Annotated in this window: 20 protein-coding genes and 1 pseudogene; 12 read left to right on the top strand and 9 right to left on the bottom strand. The window is 42.8% G+C overall.

The window, feature by feature from the left end:
* Window positions 1–422 precede the first annotated feature (422 nt).
* Window positions 423–3,155 (top strand): methyl-accepting chemotaxis protein, encoded by a 2,733-nt coding sequence (locus AKG39_RS15275; RefSeq protein ID WP_050741276.1) that lies wholly within the window; start codon window positions 423–425, stop codon window positions 3,153–3,155.
* A 198-nt stretch (window positions 3,156–3,353) separates the two neighbouring features.
* Here AKG39_RS15275 and AKG39_RS15270 read toward each other — a convergent pair whose 3' ends face one another.
* Both AKG39_RS15270 and AKG39_RS15265 read right to left on the bottom strand, forming a co-directional pair.
* Window positions 3,354–5,372: a M13-type metalloendopeptidase gene (locus AKG39_RS15270; RefSeq protein ID WP_050741275.1), complete on the bottom strand. Its 2,019-nt coding sequence runs from the start codon at window positions 5,370–5,372 to the stop codon at window positions 3,354–3,356.
* A 106-nt stretch (window positions 5,373–5,478) separates the two neighbouring features.
* Window positions 5,479–6,276 (bottom strand): TspO/MBR family protein, encoded by a 798-nt coding sequence (locus tag AKG39_RS15265; RefSeq protein ID WP_050741274.1) that lies wholly within the window; start codon window positions 6,274–6,276, stop codon window positions 5,479–5,481.
* A 324-nt stretch (window positions 6,277–6,600) separates the two neighbouring features.
* Between AKG39_RS15265 and AKG39_RS15260 the strand changes: the two genes are divergently transcribed.
* The 8 genes from AKG39_RS15260 (at window position 6,601) to AKG39_RS15225 (ending at window position 13,560) form a co-directional block, all read left to right on the top strand.
* Window positions 6,601–7,515 (top strand): ABC transporter ATP-binding protein, encoded by a 915-nt coding sequence (locus tag AKG39_RS15260; RefSeq protein ID WP_050741273.1) that lies wholly within the window; start codon window positions 6,601–6,603, stop codon window positions 7,513–7,515.
* Window positions 7,516–7,528: 13 nt separating this feature from the next.
* Complete coding sequence (locus AKG39_RS15255; RefSeq protein WP_050741272.1) at window positions 7,529–8,530, top strand: ABC transporter permease; 1,002 nt, start codon at window positions 7,529–7,531, stop codon at window positions 8,528–8,530.
* Window positions 8,531–8,542: 12 nt separating this feature from the next.
* Window positions 8,543–9,319 carry a GDSL-type esterase/lipase family protein gene (locus AKG39_RS15250; RefSeq protein ID WP_050741271.1) on the top strand — a complete coding sequence of 259 codons (777 nt, stop codon included), beginning with the start codon at window positions 8,543–8,545 and terminating at the stop codon, window positions 9,317–9,319.
* A 152-nt stretch (window positions 9,320–9,471) separates the two neighbouring features.
* Window positions 9,472–10,299, top strand: a complete 828-nt coding sequence (locus AKG39_RS15245) for a MetQ/NlpA family ABC transporter substrate-binding protein (RefSeq protein ID WP_050741270.1) — start codon at window positions 9,472–9,474, stop codon at window positions 10,297–10,299.
* 83 nt (window positions 10,300–10,382) lie between these two features.
* Window positions 10,383–11,390 (top strand): methionine ABC transporter ATP-binding protein, encoded by a 1,008-nt coding sequence (locus AKG39_RS15240; protein ID WP_050741322.1) that lies wholly within the window; start codon window positions 10,383–10,385, stop codon window positions 11,388–11,390.
* Between the two features lie 73 nt (window positions 11,391–11,463).
* Window positions 11,464–12,054, top strand: a complete 591-nt coding sequence (locus AKG39_RS15235) for a methionine ABC transporter permease (RefSeq protein ID WP_083439606.1) — start codon at window positions 11,464–11,466, stop codon at window positions 12,052–12,054.
* A gap of 17 nt (window positions 12,055–12,071) precedes the next feature.
* A complete protein-coding gene (locus tag AKG39_RS15230) occupies window positions 12,072–12,878 on the top strand; it encodes a DUF169 domain-containing protein (RefSeq protein ID WP_050741269.1) in 807 nt (268 codons plus the stop codon).
* Window positions 12,879–12,954: 76 nt separating this feature from the next.
* Complete coding sequence (locus tag AKG39_RS15225) at window positions 12,955–13,560, top strand: hypothetical protein (protein WP_050741268.1); 606 nt, start codon at window positions 12,955–12,957, stop codon at window positions 13,558–13,560.
* Window positions 13,561–13,804: 244 nt separating this feature from the next.
* On the opposite strand, the gene AKG39_RS15220 is transcribed toward AKG39_RS15225, so the two are convergent.
* The 5 genes from AKG39_RS15220 to AKG39_RS15200 all read right to left on the bottom strand — a co-directional run bounded on the left by AKG39_RS15220 (window position 13,805) and on the right by AKG39_RS15200 (window position 19,754).
* Window positions 13,805–14,656 carry an alpha/beta fold hydrolase gene (locus tag AKG39_RS15220; RefSeq protein WP_050741267.1) on the bottom strand — a complete coding sequence of 284 codons (852 nt, stop codon included), beginning with the start codon at window positions 14,654–14,656 and terminating at the stop codon, window positions 13,805–13,807.
* 220 nt (window positions 14,657–14,876) lie between these two features.
* The gene (locus AKG39_RS15215; protein ID WP_050741266.1) at window positions 14,877–15,524 is read right to left on the bottom strand and encodes an NAD(P)H-dependent oxidoreductase; all 648 of its coding nucleotides are present in this window, start codon (window positions 15,522–15,524) and stop codon (window positions 14,877–14,879) included.
* Window positions 15,505–16,056, bottom strand: a complete 552-nt coding sequence (locus AKG39_RS15210) for an NAD(P)H-dependent oxidoreductase (protein WP_050741265.1) — start codon at window positions 16,054–16,056, stop codon at window positions 15,505–15,507. The genes AKG39_RS15215 and AKG39_RS15210 overlap by 20 nt, the downstream gene beginning before the upstream one ends.
* A 105-nt stretch (window positions 16,057–16,161) precedes the next feature.
* Window positions 16,162–18,018, bottom strand: coding sequence for an ABC transporter ATP-binding protein (locus tag AKG39_RS15205; protein ID WP_050741264.1), 1,857 nt, complete (start codon window positions 18,016–18,018; stop codon window positions 16,162–16,164).
* Entirely contained in the window at window positions 18,015–19,754 is a 1,740-nt protein-coding gene (locus tag AKG39_RS15200; RefSeq protein ID WP_050741263.1) for an ABC transporter ATP-binding protein, read from the bottom strand. The genes AKG39_RS15205 and AKG39_RS15200 overlap by 4 nt, the downstream gene beginning before the upstream one ends.
* Window positions 19,755–19,993: 239 nt before the next feature.
* On the opposite strand from AKG39_RS15200, the gene AKG39_RS15195 reads away from it, so the two are divergent.
* Together AKG39_RS15195 and AKG39_RS15190 are read left to right on the top strand one after the other, a co-directional pair.
* The gene (locus tag AKG39_RS15195) at window positions 19,994–21,040 is read left to right on the top strand and encodes a DUF389 domain-containing protein (RefSeq protein ID WP_050741262.1); all 1,047 of its coding nucleotides are present in this window, start codon (window positions 19,994–19,996) and stop codon (window positions 21,038–21,040) included.
* 251 nt (window positions 21,041–21,291) lie between these two features.
* Window positions 21,292–22,185, top strand: a complete 894-nt coding sequence (locus AKG39_RS15190) for a PLP-dependent cysteine synthase family protein (protein ID WP_050741320.1) — start codon at window positions 21,292–21,294, stop codon at window positions 22,183–22,185.
* 226 nt (window positions 22,186–22,411) lie between these two features.
* Here the strand turns inward: AKG39_RS15190 and AKG39_RS15185 are convergent, their stop codons facing one another.
* Window positions 22,412–23,167, bottom strand: coding sequence for a flavodoxin family protein (locus AKG39_RS15185; protein WP_050741261.1), 756 nt, complete (start codon window positions 23,165–23,167; stop codon window positions 22,412–22,414).
* Window positions 23,168–23,249: 82 nt separating this feature from the next.
* Window positions 23,250–23,822, bottom strand: a complete 573-nt coding sequence (locus AKG39_RS15180; protein ID WP_050741260.1) for a TetR/AcrR family transcriptional regulator — start codon at window positions 23,820–23,822, stop codon at window positions 23,250–23,252.
* 245 nt (window positions 23,823–24,067) lie between these two features.
* Between AKG39_RS15180 and AKG39_RS15175 the strand changes: the two are divergent.
* Window positions 24,068–24,296 (top strand): annotated as a pseudogene (locus AKG39_RS15175) (IS5/IS1182 family transposase); the annotation flags it as partial.

The following is a 24,296-nucleotide window of genomic DNA, read 5'->3' as shown; positions in this document are numbered from 1 at the left end:
ACCTTTCCTTTAGTAGCCAAAAGCTTTCCAGTGTCGTTAATGAACGCCGCTGGAAACGTATCAGCTTTCATCCTCTTTCAAGCCTTGCATTTCTAAAAATCCAGCCAATGTCATCTTTACTTCATACTGTTTTAAAACATATTTCAGCGGATCTTTTGAAAACTGATAAAGTTTTGCAGAATGTTTATATCTGAAATTAATAAAATTTGACATGTCATAGTAAAATATAGTTCTTTAACAGTATAATATTGCAGTATGTAGTAGATATTTTCAGTAAAAAGGAATATAATGATACAACATGCATCTACTTTTGACGCATGCAAGCATTTATACTTTATTAAGTTAGCCTGAATAGCAGGTTCAAATTACATAGAAATTTGTTATCAGGGAAAACCAAAGGATTATATTTGAAAGGGGTTATTATGAATGATAATCGAAAACCAATGTTGGCTCCGGAAACCGGTCTTGTTACAGATGCAGCACAAAAAATAACTGCCCATCCGGCTGGACTTATTCAGACTAAAACTCACCACAAATCCAGAATATCCACAAAACTGCTGCTGTTTACTGTTGCTCTGATTGTATTGGCGGTGTTATCGCTGGGGATTATTGCCTTCAATCTCGGCGCATCAGCGGTAACAGACCAGGCCAATGCCGATGCACAAGCATACTCCGCCGCAGGAGCTACCCATGTTGGCGCCATTTCTGAAAACGATGTTCTGGCTCGAATTACCAATCTGAGAAATCAGATCCTATTGATTTCATTGTTTATTATCTTAATTGGAGGTGTCGCTGCTTATGTTATGGCACAAAAGTTTGTCAAACCCATCATCAAGCTCAAAGAAGTGGCCGATCAGGTCGCTGTAGGAAAAGTTGATGTGGACATTGAAATAACCACCAATGACGAAATTGGCGATTTAATGCTGTCATTTGAAACTATGATTCAAAACAATATGGGCATGAATGAGGCTGCTCAGCGGATGGCCCAGGGTGATTTTAAAGTTGAAATCACACCCCGATCCGAAGATGATGTGATCAGCTATTCTATGATTGCAGTAATGAAGGAAATGAACAGAGTTCATGATGCCATCATAAAAATTGGCAATGCCGCTTTAGAAGGTCAACTTAACTATCGTGGTAACACCAACGAGTATACCGGAGCTTACAAAGATCTGATTATATCGTTAAATACCGTCATTAATACCTTTGTTAAACCTCTCAAAGTAGCCAATAAGGCCATTGAACGTATCGGTAACGGTGTACTTCCACCAAAAATCACAACTGAATATAAAGGTGATTTCAACGATCTTAAAAGTAATATCAACGCATGCATTGACGGTCTGGGAGCATTAACAGAAACCGGTGAAGTACTCCATCGGCTTTATATCAATGATTTTTCAACCAAAATGGAAGGTACCTATTTAGGTATTTTTGGAGATCTGGCCACATCGGTTAATGAAATCCAAGAGAAGCTCAATTATATTCATGCCATTGTCAATAATGTTTCCAATGGTGTTATGAGTGACTATGACGAGCTGATGACGAGCGGAAAACGTAGTGATGAGGATGAATTTGTTCCCAGTATGATTCAAATGATTGAAAACATTCATTCACTGGTCAGTGAAGCCGATGAAATGACCCGGTTGGCTGTTGAAGGCGATCTGGAACATCGGGGTAACCCATCCAAGTTCAGGGGCGAATATGCTCGTGTTATTTCCGGGTTCAACCAGACACTGGATGCCACTATCGCGCCGATTCAGGCCACATCTGCAGCTTTGGATGAACTGTCAAAAGGTAATCTTTCCTTTATTATGGAAGGCGATTTTAAAGGACATCATGGCCAAATCAAAGAAAATATGAACCGCACCTTCAACTTCCTGAAAAATTATGTGGCTGACATTACCACCTTACTTAAACTCATTGGTGAAGGGGATCTGACTAAGGAAATCGACACCTATTATCATGGGGATTATAATGCGGCCAAGCTGGTCCTTAATAGTATTACCACCAATTTAAGCGAGGTTATGAAAGACATTAATGGTGCCGCCGAACAGGTTAATGCAGGCGCCATCCAAATCTCTGACGGCGGCCAGGCCTTAGCCCAGGGGACCACTGAACAGGCCAGTTCCATCCAGGAACTCACCGCTTCCATTGAAGAGGTGGCCGCGGAAACCAAACGAAATGCTAAAAATGCCAACGAAGCCAACGAACGGGCTCTTGAGGTGCGGACCAATGCCGAAGTGGGTAATTCGCAAATGTCAAAAATGGTATCGGCCATGGTTGAAATCAACGAAGCATCCCAAAACATTTCTAAGATTATCAAAGTTATCGATGACATTGCCTTCCAGACCAATATTCTGGCCCTAAACGCCGCCGTGGAGGCTGCCCGAGCCGGACAGCATGGCAAAGGTTTTGCCGTTGTTGCCGAAGAAGTACGAAACCTGGCGGCCCGCAGTGCTGAAGCGGCTAAGGAAACCACCGGTCTGATTGAAGGATCCATCGAAAAGGCTGCCATTGGCACCAGGATTGCCGATGAAACCGCCGAAAGCCTGGTTGAAATTTTGAATGAAATTGAAAAAGTTACTGGTCTGGTCGGCCACATTGCCCGGGCATCCAATGATCAGGCTTCAGAGATCGCTCAGATTACCAAGGGTATCGAGCAGGTCTCAATTGTTGTTCAAACCAATGCCGCCACCGCCGAAGAAAGCGCCGCATCCGGCGAAGAACTTTCCAGCCAGGCCGAAATGCTTAAACAGATGATCAGTGCCTTCAAACTAAAGCCCATCAAACAAGCCACTGAAGAAACTGATAACGAAGCTTCTATCTTACTCAATGAGATGGCTTCACGATCCCCAGTTGCCACCATGGACTGGCAAACCCAGGTGGATACGGTTGCCGGAGATGTGGACCGGATGGGTTATCAGGATATTGCGGTAATGAGCCTTGAAGGTCATGCAAGGTACGTCAAAGGCGACGGTGAGTTTGATGCCTGGGGCGAATTCTGGTATGAAGCTGGCTTCAAGGGAGAATCTTCCATTTCTGAAGTGACTATCAGTAAAGTCACGAATGAACCTGTTATATTTGACGTGGCACCCATTAAAAACAATGGCCGGGTCGTGGGACTGCTGGTCGGTCGACGTGCCCCTACCCTATAGTAAATCATCGTTTTGAAAAAACAGACGTCACCATTCATGGCGTTACCGTTTGCGTGAAATAATCACCTAATAGTAAAAGCCATCCAGCGGTTCACATTGACGCCGCTGGATGGCTTTTAAACTTATTATTAATTTTTTTAAATAATTTACCTCCGCAATTTCTGAGTTGATGCTATAAACAGTGTGATCTGTGGTTGGTTACTGGATGGGTTTAGTCTGCCAGATCGCCACCCGGTCATCCGGAGCGACATACATTTTATTGCCTTCTTTAATCTCATAGATGTCATAAAATGCATCCATGGAACTGAGTACGGCATTGACCCGCACCGGCGACGGGGCATGGACATCGTTCACCAAATAACTCTTTTCCAGATCCGGGGTCGAGAGTTCGGCCCAGATCGTGGCCCAGTTCGAATAAACATCGGCCAGAGATTCGCCCTGTTTTTCGGCCACCGCCGTGACCGCGGTTAACGCCCCCAGATCGGCAATGTTCTCTGACAAGGTCAGGGTGCCATTAACCGGATCGCCAGTGGAAATGGTATAGTTCCCGTAATAATCAATGATTTTCTGTGACAGTGCATCATATTTTTCATATTCTGAGGCCGTCCACCAGATATTGTAATTGCCCTTCTCATCATATAACGATCCGTTTTTATCAAAGGCATGACTGATTTCATGGGCAATGACGGCGCCAATGCCGCCAAGGTTTTTGGCATTGCTTTGATTCTGATCAAAATAAGGGGCCTGTAAGATGGCCGCCGGAAAGACGATTTCATTATTGGCGGGATTGTAATAGGCATTGATGGCCTGAGGTGTCATATACCATTGCTCCCGGTTAACGCCTTTTTTATACTCATCATATTCAAATTGACTGGCCGCCTGCTGAAGTCCAATCACATTGGACAAATAGCTGCCACTTTCTTTCAGCGGCTGTACCTGGAGATAATCGCCGATGGTACTCCACTGGTCCGGATAGCCAATTTTTAAATCCATAGTGTCCAGCTTCAGAATGGCTTGCTGTTTGGTTTCCGAGCTCATCCACTCCTGGGCGGCGATGATTTCTTTGTATTGGTCAACGATCGTTGCCACCATGGTTTTAACATCCTGCTTGGTTTTTTCATCAAAGTATTTTTCCACATAGATCTTTCCGAAATCCCATTCCAGAAACGTTTGAACATCATCAAAGGCTAGCCGTTCATCGGTTTTTTTCTCGGTAGAACCATCCAGTTTCATGGCCATTTCGAGTTTAAGATCCCGATAATCAACCGGTGCATACGCGGCCAGATCATTTAAGAGCACAAATTTTGTATACTCTTTAAGCACTGGCAGGTTTTCTTCGGTAAACATCGCATTGATCTGTTTGGCCGCATCCACTTCCTCAACAATATAGTGATCCTCGCCGGACAGTCCCTGGGCCTCCAAATATTTCTTCATGTCGATATTCGAGTAAAGGGCCAGCAGTTCATCATAACTATAAGCATTATAGTAGCTGTCCGGGTTATATAATTCGTCGGGCGCCAATGCCAGTGAGGCCACCTCACTGGCAAAAGCATAAATTGCTTCGGCATTTGTCCCGGCAGCTCCTTTTTCCTCGCCGCTGAGAACCAGCATATCCTGGATGTATATCTTATAGGCATCACAGTATTCCTGCATCGATTCGTTTTCCATGTATTCTTTGCCAATCAAATCGTCCATGGACGCAAAGCCAATCATCATCTTGTCCGAATTCATATCATCCTGATAATAACCGTAGTAAATCAGGCTGGACTGTCCGATGGATGATAAGGTGATCAATCCATCCAGATATTCATCCAGATTCCGGGCCGATTCAATCTGCTCAAGATAGGGTTTAACGGCGGTCAAACCCTGGGCGTTGCGATTGTCGAGATCGGTGGCACAGGCGTATAAATCGCTTATCTTCTGCTCGCTGCTGCCCTTGGCATAGGTTTCCCCGCTGTTTGACAAATCGGTGACAATCTCCTGGAGCTGACTTGATGTTTTTTCGTCCAATTCATAGAAATAGGTCCATTCACCTTCTGTTGCCGGAATGGTTTTTTCCTGGAGCAGCTCATAATTAATGGCGCCAAAATAGTCCTCTGACACAGTCGGTTTAGCGGTGGTACTGTCCTTTGAATTCACGCAGCCGGTTAAACTGCCGATTACCAATAAGAAAACCATGACTAGAACTGTGCTTTGAATCCCCTTGTTGTTTTTCATTTCATCTCCTTTGTATTTATTCTAAAAAGGCCGAATTCCGCAACGATTTTTTCGCTCTGGAAATCCGACCTTATCTGCTCTAACAGTTAATAACTCGTTGTCGGGGTCACGCCTCCTCCGCTTTTACCACGGGCATCAGTTTATAACCATTGAAATAGAACTGTATCCCAGCCATCACGACCAGCAATACAATCCCCGCCAGGGCGGCAATGGACAGAGATGGATAGGCGCCCTGAAAGCCTTCGGTTGCCATTAGCGATTGATAAATCCCAAAATATCCCCAGGCCACGGGAACCGGAAGGATAGCATTTTTAGTGATCAGGGTGATCACCGCCGACACCACCACGGCAACGATTAAGATAATAATCCCCCAATACTCAGCCGGAACGCCAAAGCCCTGCCAGTTGATACTAACCAGCCAGGAGGCGATATTCACCACCGTGGCAATCAATAGCCACCCGGTATACATTCCAAACGCTGCCGGTAAAAGCCACTGCTTCCCGGTTTGGATTTTTCCCAGTTGTAAGATCAATAAACTCAGAGTAATCGCGAAAGCCAGGATCACAAGTGCGGATACACCGATCCAGGTATAGGAAAAGCAGATAATCCAGAGCATATTGAGAATACTTGATAGCCAGAAAAGATAACTGATTCCATCGATGGCCTCACCATAGTAGGGATCTTTGTTTTTAACGATCATCATCACAGCAGCACTGATTAACAGGATATAAATTAAACTCCAGATGCTGAATGTGGATGGTGCCGGTGTGATTAAGGTCATATACCGGTCAGATAATTCCCTTTGGGACAGCCCATTGAAAAAACCGAAAGCGCCCAAACCGTTTATTACCAGGGTGCTCATTAACAGGATCAACCCGATCCAGGATTTTGCCAGTCGATTCATTACATTCACCTCTTCCTTAAATATATCTTATTATATACCACGTTTAATGGGAATTATAGTTCTAAATGCAATTAAACTGAAAAGTTCTTTTTCAAACTGTTTATTCCATCCACCTATTATGACATGGTATGACATGGGGACGTTTCGGCTGTCTCATCACTATGACATGGGGACGTTTCGGCTGTCTCATCACCAAATATCAACCGGTCATATGACAAACGAAACGTCCCCACGACCCCCTCCAAAAAATTCTTGTTTGACACTCCTTCTTCAGGGCATATAGGTTAGTAGAAACATTCCCATCATCTATAAAGAGAGGGTTTTATGGATACTCTGGTTTTAAACGTCTCACACATCTCCAAAAGCATTAAGAAAAAAGAAATTATCAAAGATATCAGCTTTCAGCTTAGAAAAGGTGAAGTTTTAGGTTTTTTAGGACCTAATGGCGCCGGCAAATCGACGACTTTGAGAATGCTGGTGGGTTTATCACGGCCCAGCGCCGGCACCATTTCAATCTGCGGACATTCGATTCGTGATGATTACGTCAAGGCTATGGCTCATGTCGGCTGCATCATTGAAGGCCCTGATTTATACGATTATATGAGCGGTTATAAAAACCTGGAACTATTAGGTTCGATGTCAAAGCATGTCACCCAGGCAGCGATAGATCAGGCAGTCACTCTGGTCGGCATGGAAAATCGCATTCATGATAAGGTACGCATTTATTCCATGGGCATGAAGCAGCGCATCGGTTTAGCCCAAGCCCTGATTCACAAACCCGATTTACTGATACTTGATGAACCCACCAACGGCCTCGATCCCCAGGGCATTCATGAGTTTCGGGAAATTGTCAAATCCCTGGCGAAAGACACGGGTATTTCGGTCCTCATTTCATCGCACTTAATCAGTGAAGTCCAGTTGATGTGTGATCGGGTCTGTATTATCAATAATGGCATGATTGTTCAAGACGGCACGGTTACTGACATGTTGTCAACCGGCGAAATCGTTTGGGTTTTAAATGATCCCATCAAGGGGCAAAAGATCCTCAGTGAGAATTTTAACCTGGCATCCCTGCTCAATGAGCACAACGAACTGATTGCCGCCATCGACCTGAAAGTCCTACCCCAAATCAATGCAACTTTTATCACAGCAGGCCTTGAACTCCACACCGTCTATGCCAAAAACAAAACCCTGGAAGATCTCTTCCTCAGCGTAACCAACCAGCGAACTATCCAGTAGAAAGGATAAGATGATGCTAATACTCATTCGCAATGAAGTCACGAAACTTCTGTTAAAGAAAAAATTAATTTTGATTATCGGCTTACTGATCATTTTTATCACCCTGCTTTCCTATGGACAACAATATACCTATGAAAAAAATATTGACCGCTTTGAAAATTTTTCCGGGGCTGGGACCTACGATTGGAAAAGCCTGGCCACCCAACGCCTGAACGATTTGGAAAATCGCCTCGATAGCCCCTATATTCCTGACAGCGGCATTGCCTCCACGGAAATTGAAATCAGGCAATTGCGTTATTTTATCGAAAACGATATTAATCCGATTACCCCCAGCGCGGTCAAGTTCAGCGTCGATTTTGTGGAACAGGGCATTTCGCTGCTGATTCCCCTGATCATTGTGATCCTCGCTGCCGATCTGGTCTCCGGCGAATTTTCAACCGGGACCATTAAGGTCCTGTTAACCCGGGCGGTCCCGCGGTGGAAAATTCTGCTGAGCAAGCTGATTGCACTGATTCTGATGACCACCCTGGTGGTCTTAATTATCGGTATTCTATCCGTTCTGATATCCTATCTGTTCTTTCGGCAATGGGGCTTTAATGAACCCGTCGCCACCGGTTTTAGCTTAATCGATGGACAATTAAACGCCGATTCCGTGATTCTGGTCACGCGCTTTCAGTACAGCTTATTAATTTATTCGTTGACCTGGTACGTGTCGATTGTGATTGCCGCGATTACCTTACTTATTTCCATTCTCGTTGAAAATACCGCCACGGCCATTGGGGTCTTAATGGCAGCCCTGATTGGCGGCCAATTTCTGCAGTTTTTTCTGTCGGATTGGGCCATCGTCAAGTTTTTCTTTGTCACTAATCTGGATCTCACCCGTTATTTAACCGGTTCCTATCAGCCCATCGGCGGGATGAGCTTGAATTTTTCAATCATCACCCTTGGCTTATGGGGGTTGCTGTCACTGATGATCGGGTTTATGGTTTTTAATCGCAAAGATGTTCTGGTATAAAAGGAGGCAACAATGATAAAAAAAATATGGCCCCTCATTTTGCTGTTATCCAGCGCCCTCATTCTTGTTTTTGTGACGGGCCTGATCACCGCGATTGCCATCACCAATGGCGGCGAAAAAAGTCAGGAAGAAATTCCTGCCCCCCCGGAGAATATTCAAACTGAACCGTCCAGCGCTGCTAAAAATATATTGGTGCTGGGGGATTCCATCGGCTACGGCGTCGGTGATGAACCGGATATGGGCATCGGCAAACGCTATGCGGCGCTGATCGATTCCGAAGAAACCATCGAAGTCACTAATCTGTCGGTCTCCGGCGCCACCAGTGCCGACCTGGCAGCACTGGTGGAAGCCCCTGAAAATGAAGCCTTTATTGCCGCTGCCGACTTAATTATTATCTCCATTGGCGGTAATGATTTAACAGGCATCCAAAGTGAGGATGTCCTGTCTTTGGATATGGCCTTTCAGGAAACCTTTAACACCTATCAGAAAAATCTTGACGCGACCCTTAACCGCATTCGCAATCTTAATCCCGAGGCCCAAATCGCTCTGATCGGTTTAAATAATCCTTATTCCGAACTCGATGTGCAAAATTCTCAAAATCTTTTGGAATGGAATTATAAAACGGGGCTGATCGCCGCTGCCGGTTTGAAAACGGCCTATATCCCCACCTATGACCAATTTAAGGATCATCTTGAAACCTATCTGGCAGCCGATCAGTTTCACCCCAGCAGCATCGGTTATCAGGTGATTGCCGAAGAGCTTGATCGAGTTTTAAATGGCATCGATTAAATGATTCATCGATAATTTCTTTGATAAAAGCCCTTCTTCTCTAAAATAACAAAGAGGAATATCAGAAGTTTTGATATTCCTCTTTGTTATTTCCAGCAAAATATTACTTATTTTATGTTAAAATTTACACGAATGAAAGAGGAGGACTTAATTTGAAAACAAAAATATTTAGACTTTTATGTGTGTCCCTCACCTTAATAGCAATGCTATCGGTGACGGGATGTACCCAGCAAGCCAGTGCGACCAAAGAAGATAAAGTTATTAAACTTGGAACCATGTCAACCATCGAGCCTTATACCACTGCATTAAAAGATGAGTTGATAAAAAAGGGGTACCAAGTCGAAGTGGTGATGTTTGACGCCAACAATATGCCGGCTACCGCGACTTCTGATGGTTCTATTGATGGCTTTATCCATAATCACATTCATTGGATCGATACTTTCAATAAAGAAAACAACACCGATCTGGTTATGGTCAAACCCTATATTTTCTATTACCCAATGGCCATGTATTCAGCCAAGTACAAGAGTGTTGCGGATCTTCCGGATGAGGCAACCATTGTCATCCCAAATGATCCCAGCAATATGGAATGCAGTCTAATTATGCTGGAGGAATCTGGTTTGATCACTCTGAATCCCAAAACAGGTGAATTTTATTCGACGTTGGACATTGCAGAAAATCCTAAAAGTATTCAACTTCTGCCTGCAGAAATCACGACAACAGCCAGAAGTATTAATGATGCGGATGCCGTTGTAACATCAGCAACCAGAATCAGAGCTGTCGGAATTGACCCCAAATCATACATCGCTGAAGACAAAACATCCAAGGATTGTCCGGTTGGATTAACCATCGATTCCAAATCGGTAGATGAGCCCTGGATAAAAGATGCAATGACAATTATTACTTCCGACGAAATGAGAGCCAAATTCGAAGAAATATTTGCCGGCTCATTGACACAATACCCGAAAACAAATGAATAAGTAAGACCTGATCTCAGTATGCGAAAGGAAGCCATTTTTGGCGGCCTTTTGCATATTTTTGTCAGAAGTGAAAGGTTATGACAATGATAAAAGCAACGAATCTCAAAAAAAGCTATGATTCCCTTAATGTGCTCAGTGATATCAATCTAACAATCCAAGCGGGACAGGTATATGGCCTAATCGGACGAAGCGGCGCTGGAAAATCCACCCTGTTAAGGTGCATCAATGGGCTGGAAAGCTATGATAGCGGATCATTAACGGTGGACGGAATTGAAGTTAATTCCTTATCTGATAAAGAAGCACGGGAATTTAAACGGGAAATCGGGATGATTTTTCAGCAATTTTCTTTATTAAACCGATTATCGGTTTATGAAAATATTGCACTCCCCATGAAATGTTGGAACTATAAAAAAAAGCATATTGATAAAAGAATAAAAGAACTGGTGGAAATGGTGGGAATTCCAGATAAACTATATGCCCGACCCAATGAACTCTCAGGTGGGCAAAAGCAACGGGTGGCCATTGCCCGAGCGCTGTCGATGGATCCCAAGATTTTACTTTGTGATGAAGCCACATCTGCACTTGATCCGAATACGGCCAAATCCATTATTACCCTTCTTAACGAAATCAATAACCAGCTTGGGATAACCATCGTAGTCGTCACCCACCAGATGTCGGTACTTCGGAGTGCCTGTGAAGAGATATCGATTATGGAAAATGGACTGATTGTCGAAAGCGGGCCGGTGGAAACTGTTTTCCTCAATCAATCCAGAGCGTTAAGTAACCTCATTGGCAACAAAGATTTAATCTTTCCAAAGAGTGGCGTCAACCTCAAAGTGCTATTGTCTCGCGAAACCGCTGAAAAAACCATCGTGACACAAATGTCCCGAGAATTGGATGCTGACTTTATGATTTTGGGAGGCGAAACGGAGCGCTATCGGAACAGTGTTTTGGGTTCGCTGATCATTAATATCCCGGTCGAATCTTTTGCTAAAATAACAAACTATATGGATTGTCACCATGTTGTTTGGAAAAATATTGAAGACGAAATCAATACTTCAAATGAGTTAGAGGAGGACAAACGTGTTTAATGGAGAATTCTGTGCCGAATGGTGGAAATACTTTAACGGAATTATCGGCCCTTCCATATTTTCCACACTGCGGATGCTTACCGCCACCATGGTTTTGGCATTTATATTTGGCTTTGCTTTGTCGATTATCTTAATCATAGTCAGACCGGATGGCCTGGACCCGCACAAACGTCTTTATAAGGTGTTGGACTTTTTTGTAAACATGGTCCGTTCCTTTCCGATTATCATATTAATTGTAGCGATATCTCCGCTTACCCGTGCTGTGGTCGGCACAACCATCGGTGAAAAAGCTGCCATATTACCTCTAACCATTGCAGCAACCCCTTTTATCGCCCGAATTTTTGAAAATGCCTTCGCCCAGGTGGATAAACAGCTGATTGAAGCCGCCCGTTCCTTTGGCGCTTCCAATATGCAAATCGTGTTCAGAGTCATGGTTAAAGAAGCGATTCCGTCTCTCGTGGCGGGTATGACACTCACAACTATTTCCTATCTCGCCGCCACCACCATCGCCGGAGCAGTTGGTGCCGGTGGCCTAGGTGCAGTGGCTTTGAATTATGGTTACCAGAGCTTCAATAATGTGATCTTGTATACAGCCGTAATTATTCTCTGTATTATGGCGCAAATTATTCAAGGAATCGGGAATTTCATATATAAAAAATTATAATAAAGGATGGCAACCAGATGAATACACAAAATTTAAAACAATCGGTTATAAAAATGAACTGTGCATTGACTCTAAATAAAAGAATCGTGGGAATTAAGTTTCTCTTTACTAAATCTGACTATGAGGCGGCTGATGTTGAACCGGTAAAAAAAAGAATGCATTATTGTGTCATGGTAAAAGCGGCCATGGCGGGAACCGGTTTTAAAGCAACCGGTGATGATCTGACCTGTATGGGTGGGGCTCGTGCCACCGGACTGAAAGCAGCTGATGATTTTAATAAGAGCGGACAGCATGCTCAGAAATTGGGATTATATCGCGATATGAGCACTGCTAAAAGTGTGCAGGATGGGATCTGTATTTGTGATCACCATGCTTACGGCATTATGGTTAAACCGCTTGAAGACTATAATCAGAAGCCTGATGTGGTGATGATGGTGACGAATCCCTATAATATTATGCGTGTCATTCAGGGGTATTCTTATTACTATGGTTTGCAGTCGAGTTTTAAAATGACCGGAAATCAGGCTATTTGTTCAGAAGCGACAGCTACTCCCTACCTGACTAATGATATCAACGTATCGATGATGTGCATCGGTACCCGCCATAACGCGGGCTGGAAGGATGATGAGCTGGCGGTGGCATTTCCTTATAATCGTTTTGAAACCATTACCAATGGTGTGGTGGAAACCATCAATATTATGGATAATAATAAAAAAAAGAAAGCCATCGAAGAAAAATTAATCAATAATAATATTCAGGAATTAAAAATAAGATACAATCATAATTATTATGATGATCTTCCCATGATAGATAAAGCAAAATAAGGTAATCTAATCGACATTGTTTTTCAACAGCCTCAGTGGGTATAAATGAAATGAAAGAAATAGAAGGTGTTTCTTTATGACAAAGTCAAAAATCAAACTACTCATTTTTCTGATGGCTGTACTGGTTTCCGCGTCAGTCTTTATGGCTGGCTGTAGTCAACAAGGCACAAAAGACACGGGTGGTGGTACCAAAGCGGCTGATAGCACTGCTGCCTTGAAAGAAATTTATGCTTTCTATGACAAAGTTCAACTCGGCCAGACAAAAGCGGAGGTGGATACAGCCTTGGGTGTAACGGCCAAGGAACCCATGACCGATGTATTCCAGTATACCGACACAAACGGAAATGGCGTCATGATTGGTCTGAGCTCTGTTTTTTCACAAGATGGAACCTCAAAAATTGTTTTTAATAAGAGCGTTGAGGGTTTGGAAGCTTACCTCATCACACTGCCGGATGATAAACGAATTACCGACGAACAGGCACAAAGCATTTCTGAAGGGATGACCTATGAGGAAATCAAAGCTAAACTTGGGGGTAATGGATACGAATTGTCCTCGACTCAGAGCATCGAAGGCAAACCGCAAATTGACAGAGTCTGGATGAAAAATGGAGTATCCATGTTAACTGTTAAATTCTCCGGTCCGGATAAAACAGATGTCGCGACAATAATTGTTGATTTTTAAAAATCTTGAATTTTTGAATGCCATGAAAGGTGAAGATCTAATTTAATACTGCCTATCAAAAAGCCGCTGAAATGACAGACGTTTCAGCGGCTTTTTTATGATTTTTAACAATCGCCTGGATTGCTCTTTCTACTTTATCGGAATATAGAATATAACGTTCATACAATTTTTCACTAGCTTTCTGGCAAGAATACGATGATAGCGTTCCAGGAATAAGTTAGGGGCAGGTTACCGGTCACATTTATTATATCACTTTAATAATGGCTACAGACCACGCCTCCAGTTCGCTCATGAATGAGGCATGATGGCCGGGAAAGACAGCTAGCTTACATCCGATTTGGGATTGTAGTCTTTCGCCTATTTTTGAAAGCCAGGTATGGTGTTCTATCGCATAAGTTCCGATGGCTATCACTATTTTTGTTTTGTTTTCTTTGAGTTTTTCCAGCTGTGGTTGGTAATTGGTGACTGGAAGAAGTTCATGTTTGATAAGATAATCGGTCGCTTGCTTTGATGGAATTCGTATTTCATGAGGCTGTTTCGGTTCGTTTTTAAGATATTTTCGAGCCTTTAATTCGGCTTTGATCATATCAAATGGAGGAATCTCAATTCCAAACATAAATTTTACAGCCGCCATCGAAGAACCACCCAGCTTTTTGCTTCGTGCATAACAGGATTGAAAGAAAGCTTGCCATTTTTCAGTTTCGGGAGCGAGTCTGGCTAAAGGAGCTTCATGAATAATTGCTGTTTTTACAACTTCCGGGAACGTGGCAACAAGCTCTAACGCAATGACAGCTCCACTGCTGTTACCAAAAAAGTAAGCAGAAGTTTCACCACATGCGTTTAGAACAGCTACAACATCGCGAGCTTGTTGAGCAATATCAAATTCATCCGGGAAGTTCATCGTGCTTCGCCCATTGGCACGTCGATCATATGTGATGACTTTATATTTATTAGAAATTTTATCTGCTAATGGCAAAAAAAGATCACCGTCTCCTCCACCACCTGCAATGTATACAAAAGGTTCGCCTGTACCTGTGATTTTAAAATATAATGTATCACCCTCAGTAATGACTGAACCAGTGATGCGATTTTCCATATTTACCTCCATTCATAAACCATGATATGACAAGATGGATCAATGACGAGTGATTAATTGAGAACAGTCTAGATAGACAGTGCAATCGACTTCATTGGAAATATTGTATCATTTTATTACCACGAATGAAAGATTAAAAATCTAAAAAAACGACCAAAATTGTTGTTTTCAATTTTGGTCGTTTTTGGGTCACCAAGCCTTGTCAGCTGCTGTAAAAGCGTTATAACTCCGTATAAGGCTTATCGAACCGTTTGTTATAGGCATTATTCCGCTTCAAATTACTGTTCCAATAAAGATTGGTGATACCCGTTTTCTCCAATAATGAAAAGATAAAATTTCGCATTTTATTGCTCTGACGCTTCCCGGCAAGCCGTCTTACCAAGTGATCATCAAAAGGCTGATCAATCCTGAACTGATCCATTAGCTTCATCACATCCTGCTGTTTTTTTCGATTCTGCTTCGGCGGCATCAAGCGAAACCCTTCACTCCCGGGAATAACAATGGTATCTGCCAGAACAAACCCCAGCTTTTTGGAAAGAATCCGATGATAGCGCTCCAGCACCTCAAGATGCACCGATTCAGGAAAACCGGAATGAATAATGAAGGAGACCTTCTTTCCAGCCATCAATCCATCCGCTATGGCCACTCGTTCAAAAAAAGCCTTCACAATCCCTGGCATGGCATCCACATAGAGGGGATAGATAAAAACAATGTGATCATAGGCGGCCAGGATGTCCAGATATTCTTGATGTTTGGGTCCCTTCATCAGCAGAATTACTTTATCCTGATCCTTCAAAAACCATTTGGCAATGGTTGCGGAATTACTCATTTCCCCTCTGGGCGATCCATTACATATCAGCAAATTCATAATCCTCTTCACCTTTCCCATCAATTATTTTGAAACTTTTCAGATCACTTCCAAAGTTCAGGGCTACCCGTTTAAAATAATCTTCAATCAAGTCGATCTCATCCCTTTCCACCGTATGGTCAACAATCAGTCGGGTGTGAAGAATTGGGGTCTTTTCATACCGCGGGTAATGATGAAATTCATTCTGGTAGACTCTGATATAGGGTAAAAAATTGGGAATGAGCCGATCCATGGTTTTTTTCAGGGTTGCAGTTACAAATCCGAGGCGCACATTGGATACAAAAACAAGATGATCGGTCTTGACAAAACTTTTTAAAATGTCCTCTTGCTCATCTTTGATACGGCATTCCCCCGGCGTTTTCAGCCAACAATCCCAGCACCCGAGACAATAGGCTATTTTTCGATCCCGCAGTTTAAAATAATCAACCGTGTCGCCTTTTTGATTTAAAACTTCTAATTCCTGTTCCAATTTTCTTTCCTGGGCCACTGTCATTTCTTCTGAATCAAACCCATTTAGTACACATACCCGCATAATCGCTTCACCCTGTTTTCCTTTCTATTTCACTCTCTTAGTTTCATCTTACGCCTTATTTGATCAAAAATCAACCTCCTGTTTCGCCTTCCGCTGGGTGTTCTTTTACCCCGCCAGATTATTAAATTGGCTGTTATACAAATCGGCATAAAACGTATCAGCTGCCAGCAATTCTTCATGGGTTCCCTTTTCAACGATGGTACCGTTTTTCATCACCAGAATCAGGTCCGCCGACTTGATGGTGGAAAGCCGGTGGGCAATGACAAAGCTTGTTTTTCCCTTCATACTCGAAAGCATGGCTTTCTGCACTTGCAATTCGGTTTTGGTGTCAACGCTGGAGGTCGCTTCATCCAGAATCATCAGCGCCGGATTGGCCAGCATCGCTCGGGCAATGGTTAATAGCTGCATCTGCCCCTGGGAAATATTTCCTTCTTCATTGGAGATCACCGTATCATAGCCCTCTGACAAGGTTCTTATAAAATGGTCGCATCGAGCGGCTTTGGCTACCTGGATGATTTCGGTCTGGGTGGCATCCATCTTTCCGTAAGCAATATTCTCGGCAATGGTGCCTTTAAAAAGCCAGGTATCCTGAAGCACCATTCCCACCATCCGCCTCAGTCCGCTTTTGGACAAATCTTTAATATCAACCCCATCGACCTTTATGGTGCCGCCATCAAGCTCGTAGAATCGCATCAGCAGATTAACCAGGGTGGTCTTGCCGGCACCGGTCGGCCCGACAATGGCCACCATCTCGTTGGGTCTTACGGTAAAACTGACATCCTCCATTAACAGTTTATCGGGATGATAGCCGAAACGAACATGTTCAAATGCCACAGCCCCTTCCGGCTGAGTAATCTGCTTTGGCGTGCTGGTTTCCGGTACCTCTTCGGGTTCATCCAAAAATTCAAAAACTCGTTCCGCCGAAGCCAAGGCGGCCTGCATGGAATTAATAAAATAAGAGGACTGGGTAATGGGATCGGCAATCTGATTAACATACTGCAAAAAGGCTTGCACTGTCCCAATGGTCATGGTGCCATTAATGGCAAAGATCCCCCCCACAATGGCCGTCACCACAAAACTCAGCTGGGTCAGAAAGCGAATTGCCGGATAGATGGCATAGATCACAAATTGTGATTTTTTGTTGGCTTGATACTGCCGATCGCTCAGCTCCCGTTCGGTTTGAATGACCTGATCCTGTTGGTTAAAGCTTTTGATAATCAGGTTTCCGGTATAATACTCTTCGATTTTTCCATTGAGTTCCCCTAAAACCTTCTGATTTTCATAGAAAACCGCCAGGGTTTTTCCGGAAATCCATTTTGTGGCAAAAACGCTCAGCGACATGGTTGCAATGATGATTGTTGCCATAACAGGGCTTAGGACAAACATAATGACAATACTGAACACAAGGTTACAGAGGGCATTAGTAAATTGCAACGCCCCGGTTTTTAGAACTTCGGCAATCTTATCCGGATCATTGGTGGTTCGGCTTAAAACCTCTCCGGTCTCATTGGCATCGTAATAATGCAGGGGCAGCCTGGTGATTTTTTCGCTTATTTTCTCCCGCAACGATAATGCCAGTTTTTCACCCACACTGGCCATGGTATATTCCTGGAGAAAGGAGATTAGCGCCCCAATCAGATACGCCATCGCTAACAATAGCACCGGCAATCCCAGGATGCCGATCAAATTTTCAAAACTGCCACTAACGCCATTGGTGCTGATGGCCTGAATCAGTTGATCCAGAGCTTTCCCCATGATGATGGGGGTAAAGGCATAAAGCCCGTTGCTTACTATTGCCGCCAGCAGAATGATCAGCAAGGCCCCTTTTTGTTTTAGCAACAGCCCCATTAATCGCTTAGCAGAAGCCTTTGAATTTTTGGGTATATCTTCCATTTCAGTCAGGTCTTCGGTATTAAAAGCTGGTTGCTTTTCTTTCTGCAGTTTTTTTCGCTGCTTTTTCATAAACTGTCAGCCTCCGTTTCACTGAGCTGAGACGCGACGATTTCCTGATAAACCGGACAGGTTTTAATCAGTTCGCCATGCCTGCCGATGCCTGCCATCCGGCCGGCGTCCAACACGATGATCTGATCCGCATCCATAATGGTGCTGACTCGTTGGGCCACAATCACCATCGCCGCAGCTGCCATCTCTTTTTTTAATGCTTTTCGCAGCAATGCATCGGTTTTAAAATCCAGTGCTGAAAAGCTGTCGTCAAAAATATAAACCGGTGCTTTTTTTACCAGTGCCCGGGCAATGCACAGCCGTTGCTTCTGGCCACCGGAAAAATTGGTGCCGCCCTGGGCCACCGGACTTTGATAGCCTTCTTTCATCTCAGCAACAAAGTCATGGGCCTGGGCTATTTGGGCTGCATGTTCCAATTCCGCAGGGGTTGCTTCACTGTTTCCCATCCGCAGGTTGTCGGCAATGGTGCCACTGAAAAGAACTGCCTTCTGGGGCACATAGCTGATCCCTTCTCGGAGCTCATGCTGAGTCATCTGGCGGATATCCGCCCCCTCCAGGGTGATCATTCCGCTGTCCACGTCATAGAGACGTAGCATCAGACTGGCAATGGTACTCTTGCCCGATCCGGTTCCACCGATGATCGCGGTGGTTTTACCCTGCTCACAGGAAAAGTTAATGCCCTGCAAGACCGATTCCTCAGCACCCCGATAGGAGAAGCTGACCTGATTAAATACCAGCTTTTTCGGATTAGCCGGGTTTCGCAGGGCCTGTGGCTGTTTTTGATCCTCGATTTCCGGAACTGTATCCAGTACCTCCTGGGTTCGATCCAGACAGGCCTTCATTTTCGGTAACATCACCATCACCATAGAAGACATGATTAGTGAGATCAATAATAAAATTGTATATTCTGAAACGGCGGTAATGCCGCCAACCTGAATTTCGCCATTGAGCACGAGAAAACTGCCAAACCATAACACCGCTGCCATACTAATCCCCACAACCGACCAGATCAGCGGACTGAACACTGCAAAGAGCTTATTCAGACGAATTACGTTATCGGCATAATTTACAAAGGCCTCATTGGTCCGTTTTCTTTCGAAGTCCGAATTATCAAAGGCCCGGATCACCCGAACCCCGGTAATGGCTTCTCCCATGATTCGATTAATGATGTCCAGCCGTTTTTGGATGGTTTTGGAAATGGGGCTGGCTTTTATAAAGATCACATAAATAGCCAGCATAAAAACGATCATAGCACTGATAGGAATCATTACCAGGGAGGGACTCACGGCAATGGTCATAATAATGGCTGTCACCGCAATAATCGGTGCCGGCAAAATCATTTGGGCAAACATAATCACCGTCTGCTGGACTACCGTAATATCACTGGTTGCCCGGGTAATCATCGATGCCGTACCAAAGCGATTAAAATCCCGGATTGACAGGATTTGGGTTTTGTCAAAAATCCGATCGCGCAGGTATTTTCCAGAAAGTGCGGCTAAATCGGCGCTCAGGTAGCTGGCCCATAAAGAAATCAGGGCGGACAATCCCACCGCAGCCAGCATCTGCAAACCCAATATCACAATGGCCATCAAATCTTTTTTGAGAATCCCATCGTCAATAATTTTTGCCGCAAAATAAGGCACCGCCAGCATACTGAAGGACTGGATCACCGTTGCCAGAATAATTAAAAACAGCATGACTTTTTTTTCTTTTAAAAATTGGATTAGATACGTCATTGATCATCCCTCCTGACTTGTTGTTTAATTTCAGAGTCGCTATCTTTATCATAAACGATACCATACCTCTACAGTCAAGCATTTTATGTTTTTTAAAAGAAAAATTTCAGATTATTAACAATACTCTCCAACGGTGCCAGGTTCAACTTAATATTATTAATCGATCCATAAAAGTTTTTTTTGTTGATCCTGGGGTATAAATTGAGAAACAACTTACTATTAAAATAGTGGAGGCATTTATGAGCGGCTATATCAGAGACAATATTTTCAACATTAAGACAGATCAGGAAGATGCCAATGCCCTTCATGCAGAAATCATATCCGGGGTTCGGTTAAAAGGTGCGCCGCTGATTATACTTTTTTGTGCGATTATTATTGCCTCTATCGGTTTAATCACCAATTCAACTGCTGTTATTATAGGAGCCATGTTGATATCACCCTTAATGAGTCCCATTGTTGCCATGGGTTACAGTATTGCTACCTATGACGGTAAACTTCTAAAAAAGGGAGCTTTAAACTTTAGCATTCAAATTATGATTGCATTAGTTGGAGCAACACTGTTTTTTTCTCTGAGCCCGATCACTTCTCCAACCAGTGAATTGCTGGCCAGAACGGGACCATCTTTTTTCGATATGCTGATTGCTTTTTTTGGTGGCGCGGCAGGAATCATTGGAATTTCAAGGAAGACGAAAACCAATGTAATCCCTGGAGTAGCCATTGCAACAGCGTTAATGCCGCCAATCTGCACCGTGGGTTACGGTATCGCCAACGGAAATCCAAATTATATTTTTCCGGCAGCATATCTATTTGCCATTAACGCATTTTTTATTTTGGTTGCAACCTTTGCGTTTTGTAAATTGCTCCAACTCAAACAAGCGGAGGTGGTCAAAGAACGGTTCAACAAAATCGTTAAACGGGGAATTATCATTGGGGTCATTCTCATTAGTCTACCTTTATTGGTTTCAGCCGGATATGTTGGAACGGCAACATATAACCAGACTGCTTTAACGAGTAATGTTGAGAATTTCATTAACAATGAAGTCGATACAGATTCAACTATCGTAATGAAAGCCTCTGTTTTTGAAGAAGAACAACGAATGCGATTGGATTTAATTGGAGAAAAGTATGACCCATCTAAAATCGCAGAAATTCAAAGTTCCATGGCTGATTATGGATTAGGAGATTATTCCCTGGAGGTTATACAAGATATTGAGACATCGCTTTTTGCTTATTTTCAAAATTCTAACAACCAGGGGATAATAGAAAATCGAATCGTAATCCATTAGTGAAGTGATTATGTGTGTCTAGGAAAATCCTAATAATCGGGATATCGACACGCATCACACCTTTTCTATTGAGTTAAGTGTGCCTGGCTGCACTTAAGGCATAGGTCTCTATATAAAATAGCGGAATATCGGGAAGGTTACCTTCTGCGCTGCCATTTTTTATAAATGATTGTTCTTCACTATATTTTTGTATTATAATATAGGTATTCACTATTACTATTACAGAAAGGATTACTCAATTGAAGACATACATCCATAACAATATTTTAGAAACCATCGGCCAAACCCCAATGGTTCGGATTAATCATTTAAATCCCAACCCTAATGTTGAAATCCTCGCGAAGTTCGAAGGCTTTAACCCTACCGGAAGCATTAAGGATCGTATTGCCCTTAAAATGGTGGAACAGGCTGAGGCCGACGGTTCTTTAACCAAAGATAAGATCATCATCGAACCGACCAGCGGCAATACCGGGATTGGTTTGGCCATGATCGCTGCCGTAAAGGGATATCAGCTGGAAATCGTCATGAGCGAAGCCGTCTCCATCGAACGCCGTAAAATGATTCAAGCCTATGGTGCGACCGTCACCCTGACCTCTCCTACCGAAGGAACCGACGGTGCAATTCGAAAGGTACGGGAATTAATTGCCGAATATCCGGAACGTTATTTTAATCCTGATCAATTCAGTAATAAATATAATAAACTCGCCCACTATTCCACCACTGCCGAGGAAATCTGGGAGCAAACCCAGGGGAGAATTACCCACGTTGTTTCTTCTTTAGGTACCTCCGGCACCATTATGGGTGTTGGCATGGGCCTTCGCCATCACAATCCGGAAGTGAAAATTGTGGAAGCCCAGCCGGTGCTTGGTCATTATATCCAGGGCCTTAAAAACATGGAAGAAGCCATCGTTCCGGCACTGTATCAACCCGATGCCATAGATGAACATATCATGGTTGAATCTGAAATCGCCTTTGATTTTGCCCGTCAAATTGTAAAAAAAGAAGGCATCTTTGTGGGCATGAGCAGTGGAGCTGCCATGTATGCTGCTGCCGAGGTGGCAAAAAAAATTGATTCCGGTGTCATTGTGGTGATCTTCCCTGACCGTGGCGAAAAATATCTCAGTACGGATTTATTTAAGCTGTAAAATTTAAACGACCAAATTGCTGTTAGCAATTTGGTCGTTTTTTTATAATCTCAATGTATTTCCTGTGATATGGGGACGTTTTGACTATCATATCACCAAATATCAACCAGGTCATATGACAAACAAAACGTCCCCGCGTCATAAGTCATTCTCTCCCCCTTATATTTGGTAAAAATAACATTGGAAATGGACTAAGTCCCAACAGCAAGGATAATTATCCATTCGATTACATAATTCCTTTATTAATCATAATACCAAAGAATTGTCTAAAGACCTTAATTGATAACTTTTGAAAAGTATTTAGATCATAATCTGTAAAATATTCTTTGTTTTTATAGTATTCAAAATCAGCCGGATAAACTTTTTGATTTTTTGAAGATGCTGCCTTAAACGCACTAAACCAGATAAGATAAGAAAACCGCGGTCTTCCCTGATTATTTTTATTCATTAATTTTGCAAACTTTAAAGTCGATTTCTTTATTTGTACTTCCTGATTTTTTTTCTTTTTGTCATTCATACCAGGTGAATTTAAAACACTCAGGCGACTAATGATATTTCCTCCTGAAGCCATAATTGACAGTGCTTTCATGGCATTTTTAACCCCCATATAACTGCCGCTGGTTATTAAAATCATGAATTTCTGATTGAAATATCTCGGTCTATGACAGGTGTATGCAAATCGGTCAATATAATTTTTCATCAGCCATGACACATTCGCAGCATAATTGGGGCTTGCCAATATCACACCATCAGAGGCTTCGATTTTTTGAACAATCCAGTCTCTGTCATCTCGTAGGGGGCATTGTTCCTCCCCTTTAGCAATACAGGTAAAACAACCCTTACACAACCCTAAATTCATATCTTTTAAAAAAAGATACTCATACTCGCAATCCGCTATTTGTTTATGGATCGCTTCGATTTTTTTCAATGTGTTATAAGTATTGGCCTTCCTAAGACTTCCTAGGATAACAAGTATTTTCATTTTCATTACCTCCTTTCACTAAATACTTCTATTGTAATTTAACGATCAATGTAGTTTTATGGCAGTGGCATGTGATTGTTTCTTATTTAATAAGGAGATCGATTAGTCTGTCGATTAAACATTCCCGCTGTTTCACATCGTAAAAATCAATTTCGGCACTCTCTATAAAAACATCTCTTCTCAAAAAAGCTGACTGAAGAGCGGACATCAGCATGTGAATAAGTAGATAAAGGTCCTGGTCAGATTTTTTTTGACCATATATTTCTCTCATTACAGGAAGATAGGCATTAATCGTTTGCGACGTGTTATCTGAGAAATTCCCGGCAGATAAGTCAGATAAAATCGATATTCTGGAAACGCCCCGGTTGCTATCTAAAAACAAGCACATTTTTTTAGTTAGAAAACGGAGTTTGTCCACTGGTTCCATAGTAAGGGCTTGATACAATTTATCAAAATTATTAATGGTGTTTCCGATCATTTTTTGAACACACTGATTAATCAAATTTTCTTTTGTTTGAAAGTGGTAGTTTATAAGTCCAACACCAACACCAGCTTTTGTGGCTATATCTCTTACTGTTACGCTTTCAATGGAGTGACATTCTCCAATCAATTCAGTTGTGGCATCTATAATTTTTTCTTTTACATTTTTAGCCATAGTTTTCCTCTCAGTGAATAATTGAACGTAGTATTGAACATTGTTCAATACTTATGATATATGGATTCATCCCGTTTGTCAACAGAAAAAAATGATCTATCTTTTGTCGATATTGATGTCACTCGCCGTTTTTGCGAATGTAAGCATTAAATAAGAAATAAAAAAAGCCCACAAAAAAGCAGGCTAATGATTTTGAACCTTACACCGTTCAGGTAATTCTTCGGATCAGCGCATCCAATAGGAACTGTCCGAAACACGATGATTGTGCCAAAAAAGCAGTGCGAAAAACACTCTATACCGGGATCAATACAATAGAATTCTATGAAATCTCCCAAAGTCAGAAAACCAATGAATTTAAAGAGAAGCATAAAAAAAGAGCCAGCTCTGAAGGGAAAAATGCGGAGCTCAAACGATTCCATGGACTAGGCCGGGCGAAAAGTTACGGTCTGATTTCGATGTCCAAGCAGGCAAAGC

It is taken from the genome of Acetobacterium bakii (genome assembly GCF_001263355.1).
Taxonomy (GTDB): domain Bacteria; phylum Bacillota; class Clostridia; order Eubacteriales; family Eubacteriaceae; genus Acetobacterium; species Acetobacterium bakii.
This window is presented reverse-complemented; position numbering and strand designations above follow the sequence as displayed.

Excerpts from the sequence above, each read along its gene's own strand:
- AKG39_RS15275 (WP_050741276.1), top strand. The coding sequence starts at position 423 with ATGAATGATAATCGAAAACCAATGTTGGCTCCGGAAACCGGTCTTGTT.
- AKG39_RS15270 (WP_050741275.1), bottom strand. The coding sequence starts at position 5,372 with ATGAAAAACAACAAGGGGATTCAAAGCACAGTTCTAGTCATGGTTTTC.
- AKG39_RS15265 (WP_050741274.1), bottom strand. The coding sequence starts at position 6,276 with ATGAATCGACTGGCAAAATCCTGGATCGGGTTGATCCTGTTAATGAGC.
- AKG39_RS15260 (WP_050741273.1), top strand. The coding sequence starts at position 6,601 with ATGGATACTCTGGTTTTAAACGTCTCACACATCTCCAAAAGCATTAAG.
- AKG39_RS15255 (WP_050741272.1), top strand. The coding sequence starts at position 7,529 with ATGCTAATACTCATTCGCAATGAAGTCACGAAACTTCTGTTAAAGAAA.
- AKG39_RS15250 (WP_050741271.1), top strand. The coding sequence starts at position 8,543 with ATGATAAAAAAAATATGGCCCCTCATTTTGCTGTTATCCAGCGCCCTC.
- AKG39_RS15240 (WP_050741322.1), top strand. The coding sequence starts at position 10,383 with ATGATAAAAGCAACGAATCTCAAAAAAAGCTATGATTCCCTTAATGTG.
- AKG39_RS15235 (WP_083439606.1), top strand. The coding sequence starts at position 11,464 with ATGCTTACCGCCACCATGGTTTTGGCATTTATATTTGGCTTTGCTTTG.
- AKG39_RS15230 (WP_050741269.1), top strand. The coding sequence starts at position 12,072 with ATGAATACACAAAATTTAAAACAATCGGTTATAAAAATGAACTGTGCA.
- AKG39_RS15225 (WP_050741268.1), top strand. The coding sequence starts at position 12,955 with ATGACAAAGTCAAAAATCAAACTACTCATTTTTCTGATGGCTGTACTG.
- AKG39_RS15220 (WP_050741267.1), bottom strand. The coding sequence starts at position 14,656 with ATGGAAAATCGCATCACTGGTTCAGTCATTACTGAGGGTGATACATTA.
- AKG39_RS15215 (WP_050741266.1), bottom strand. The coding sequence starts at position 15,524 with ATGAATTTGCTGATATGTAATGGATCGCCCAGAGGGGAAATGAGTAAT.
- AKG39_RS15210 (WP_050741265.1), bottom strand. The coding sequence starts at position 16,056 with ATGCGGGTATGTGTACTAAATGGGTTTGATTCAGAAGAAATGACAGTG.
- AKG39_RS15205 (WP_050741264.1), bottom strand. The coding sequence starts at position 18,018 with ATGAAAAAGCAGCGAAAAAAACTGCAGAAAGAAAAGCAACCAGCTTTT.
- AKG39_RS15200 (WP_050741263.1), bottom strand. The coding sequence starts at position 19,754 with ATGACGTATCTAATCCAATTTTTAAAAGAAAAAAAAGTCATGCTGTTT.
- AKG39_RS15195 (WP_050741262.1), top strand. The coding sequence starts at position 19,994 with ATGAGCGGCTATATCAGAGACAATATTTTCAACATTAAGACAGATCAG.
- AKG39_RS15185 (WP_050741261.1), bottom strand. The coding sequence starts at position 23,167 with ATGAAAATACTTGTTATCCTAGGAAGTCTTAGGAAGGCCAATACTTAT.
- AKG39_RS15180 (WP_050741260.1), bottom strand. The coding sequence starts at position 23,822 with ATGGCTAAAAATGTAAAAGAAAAAATTATAGATGCCACAACTGAATTG.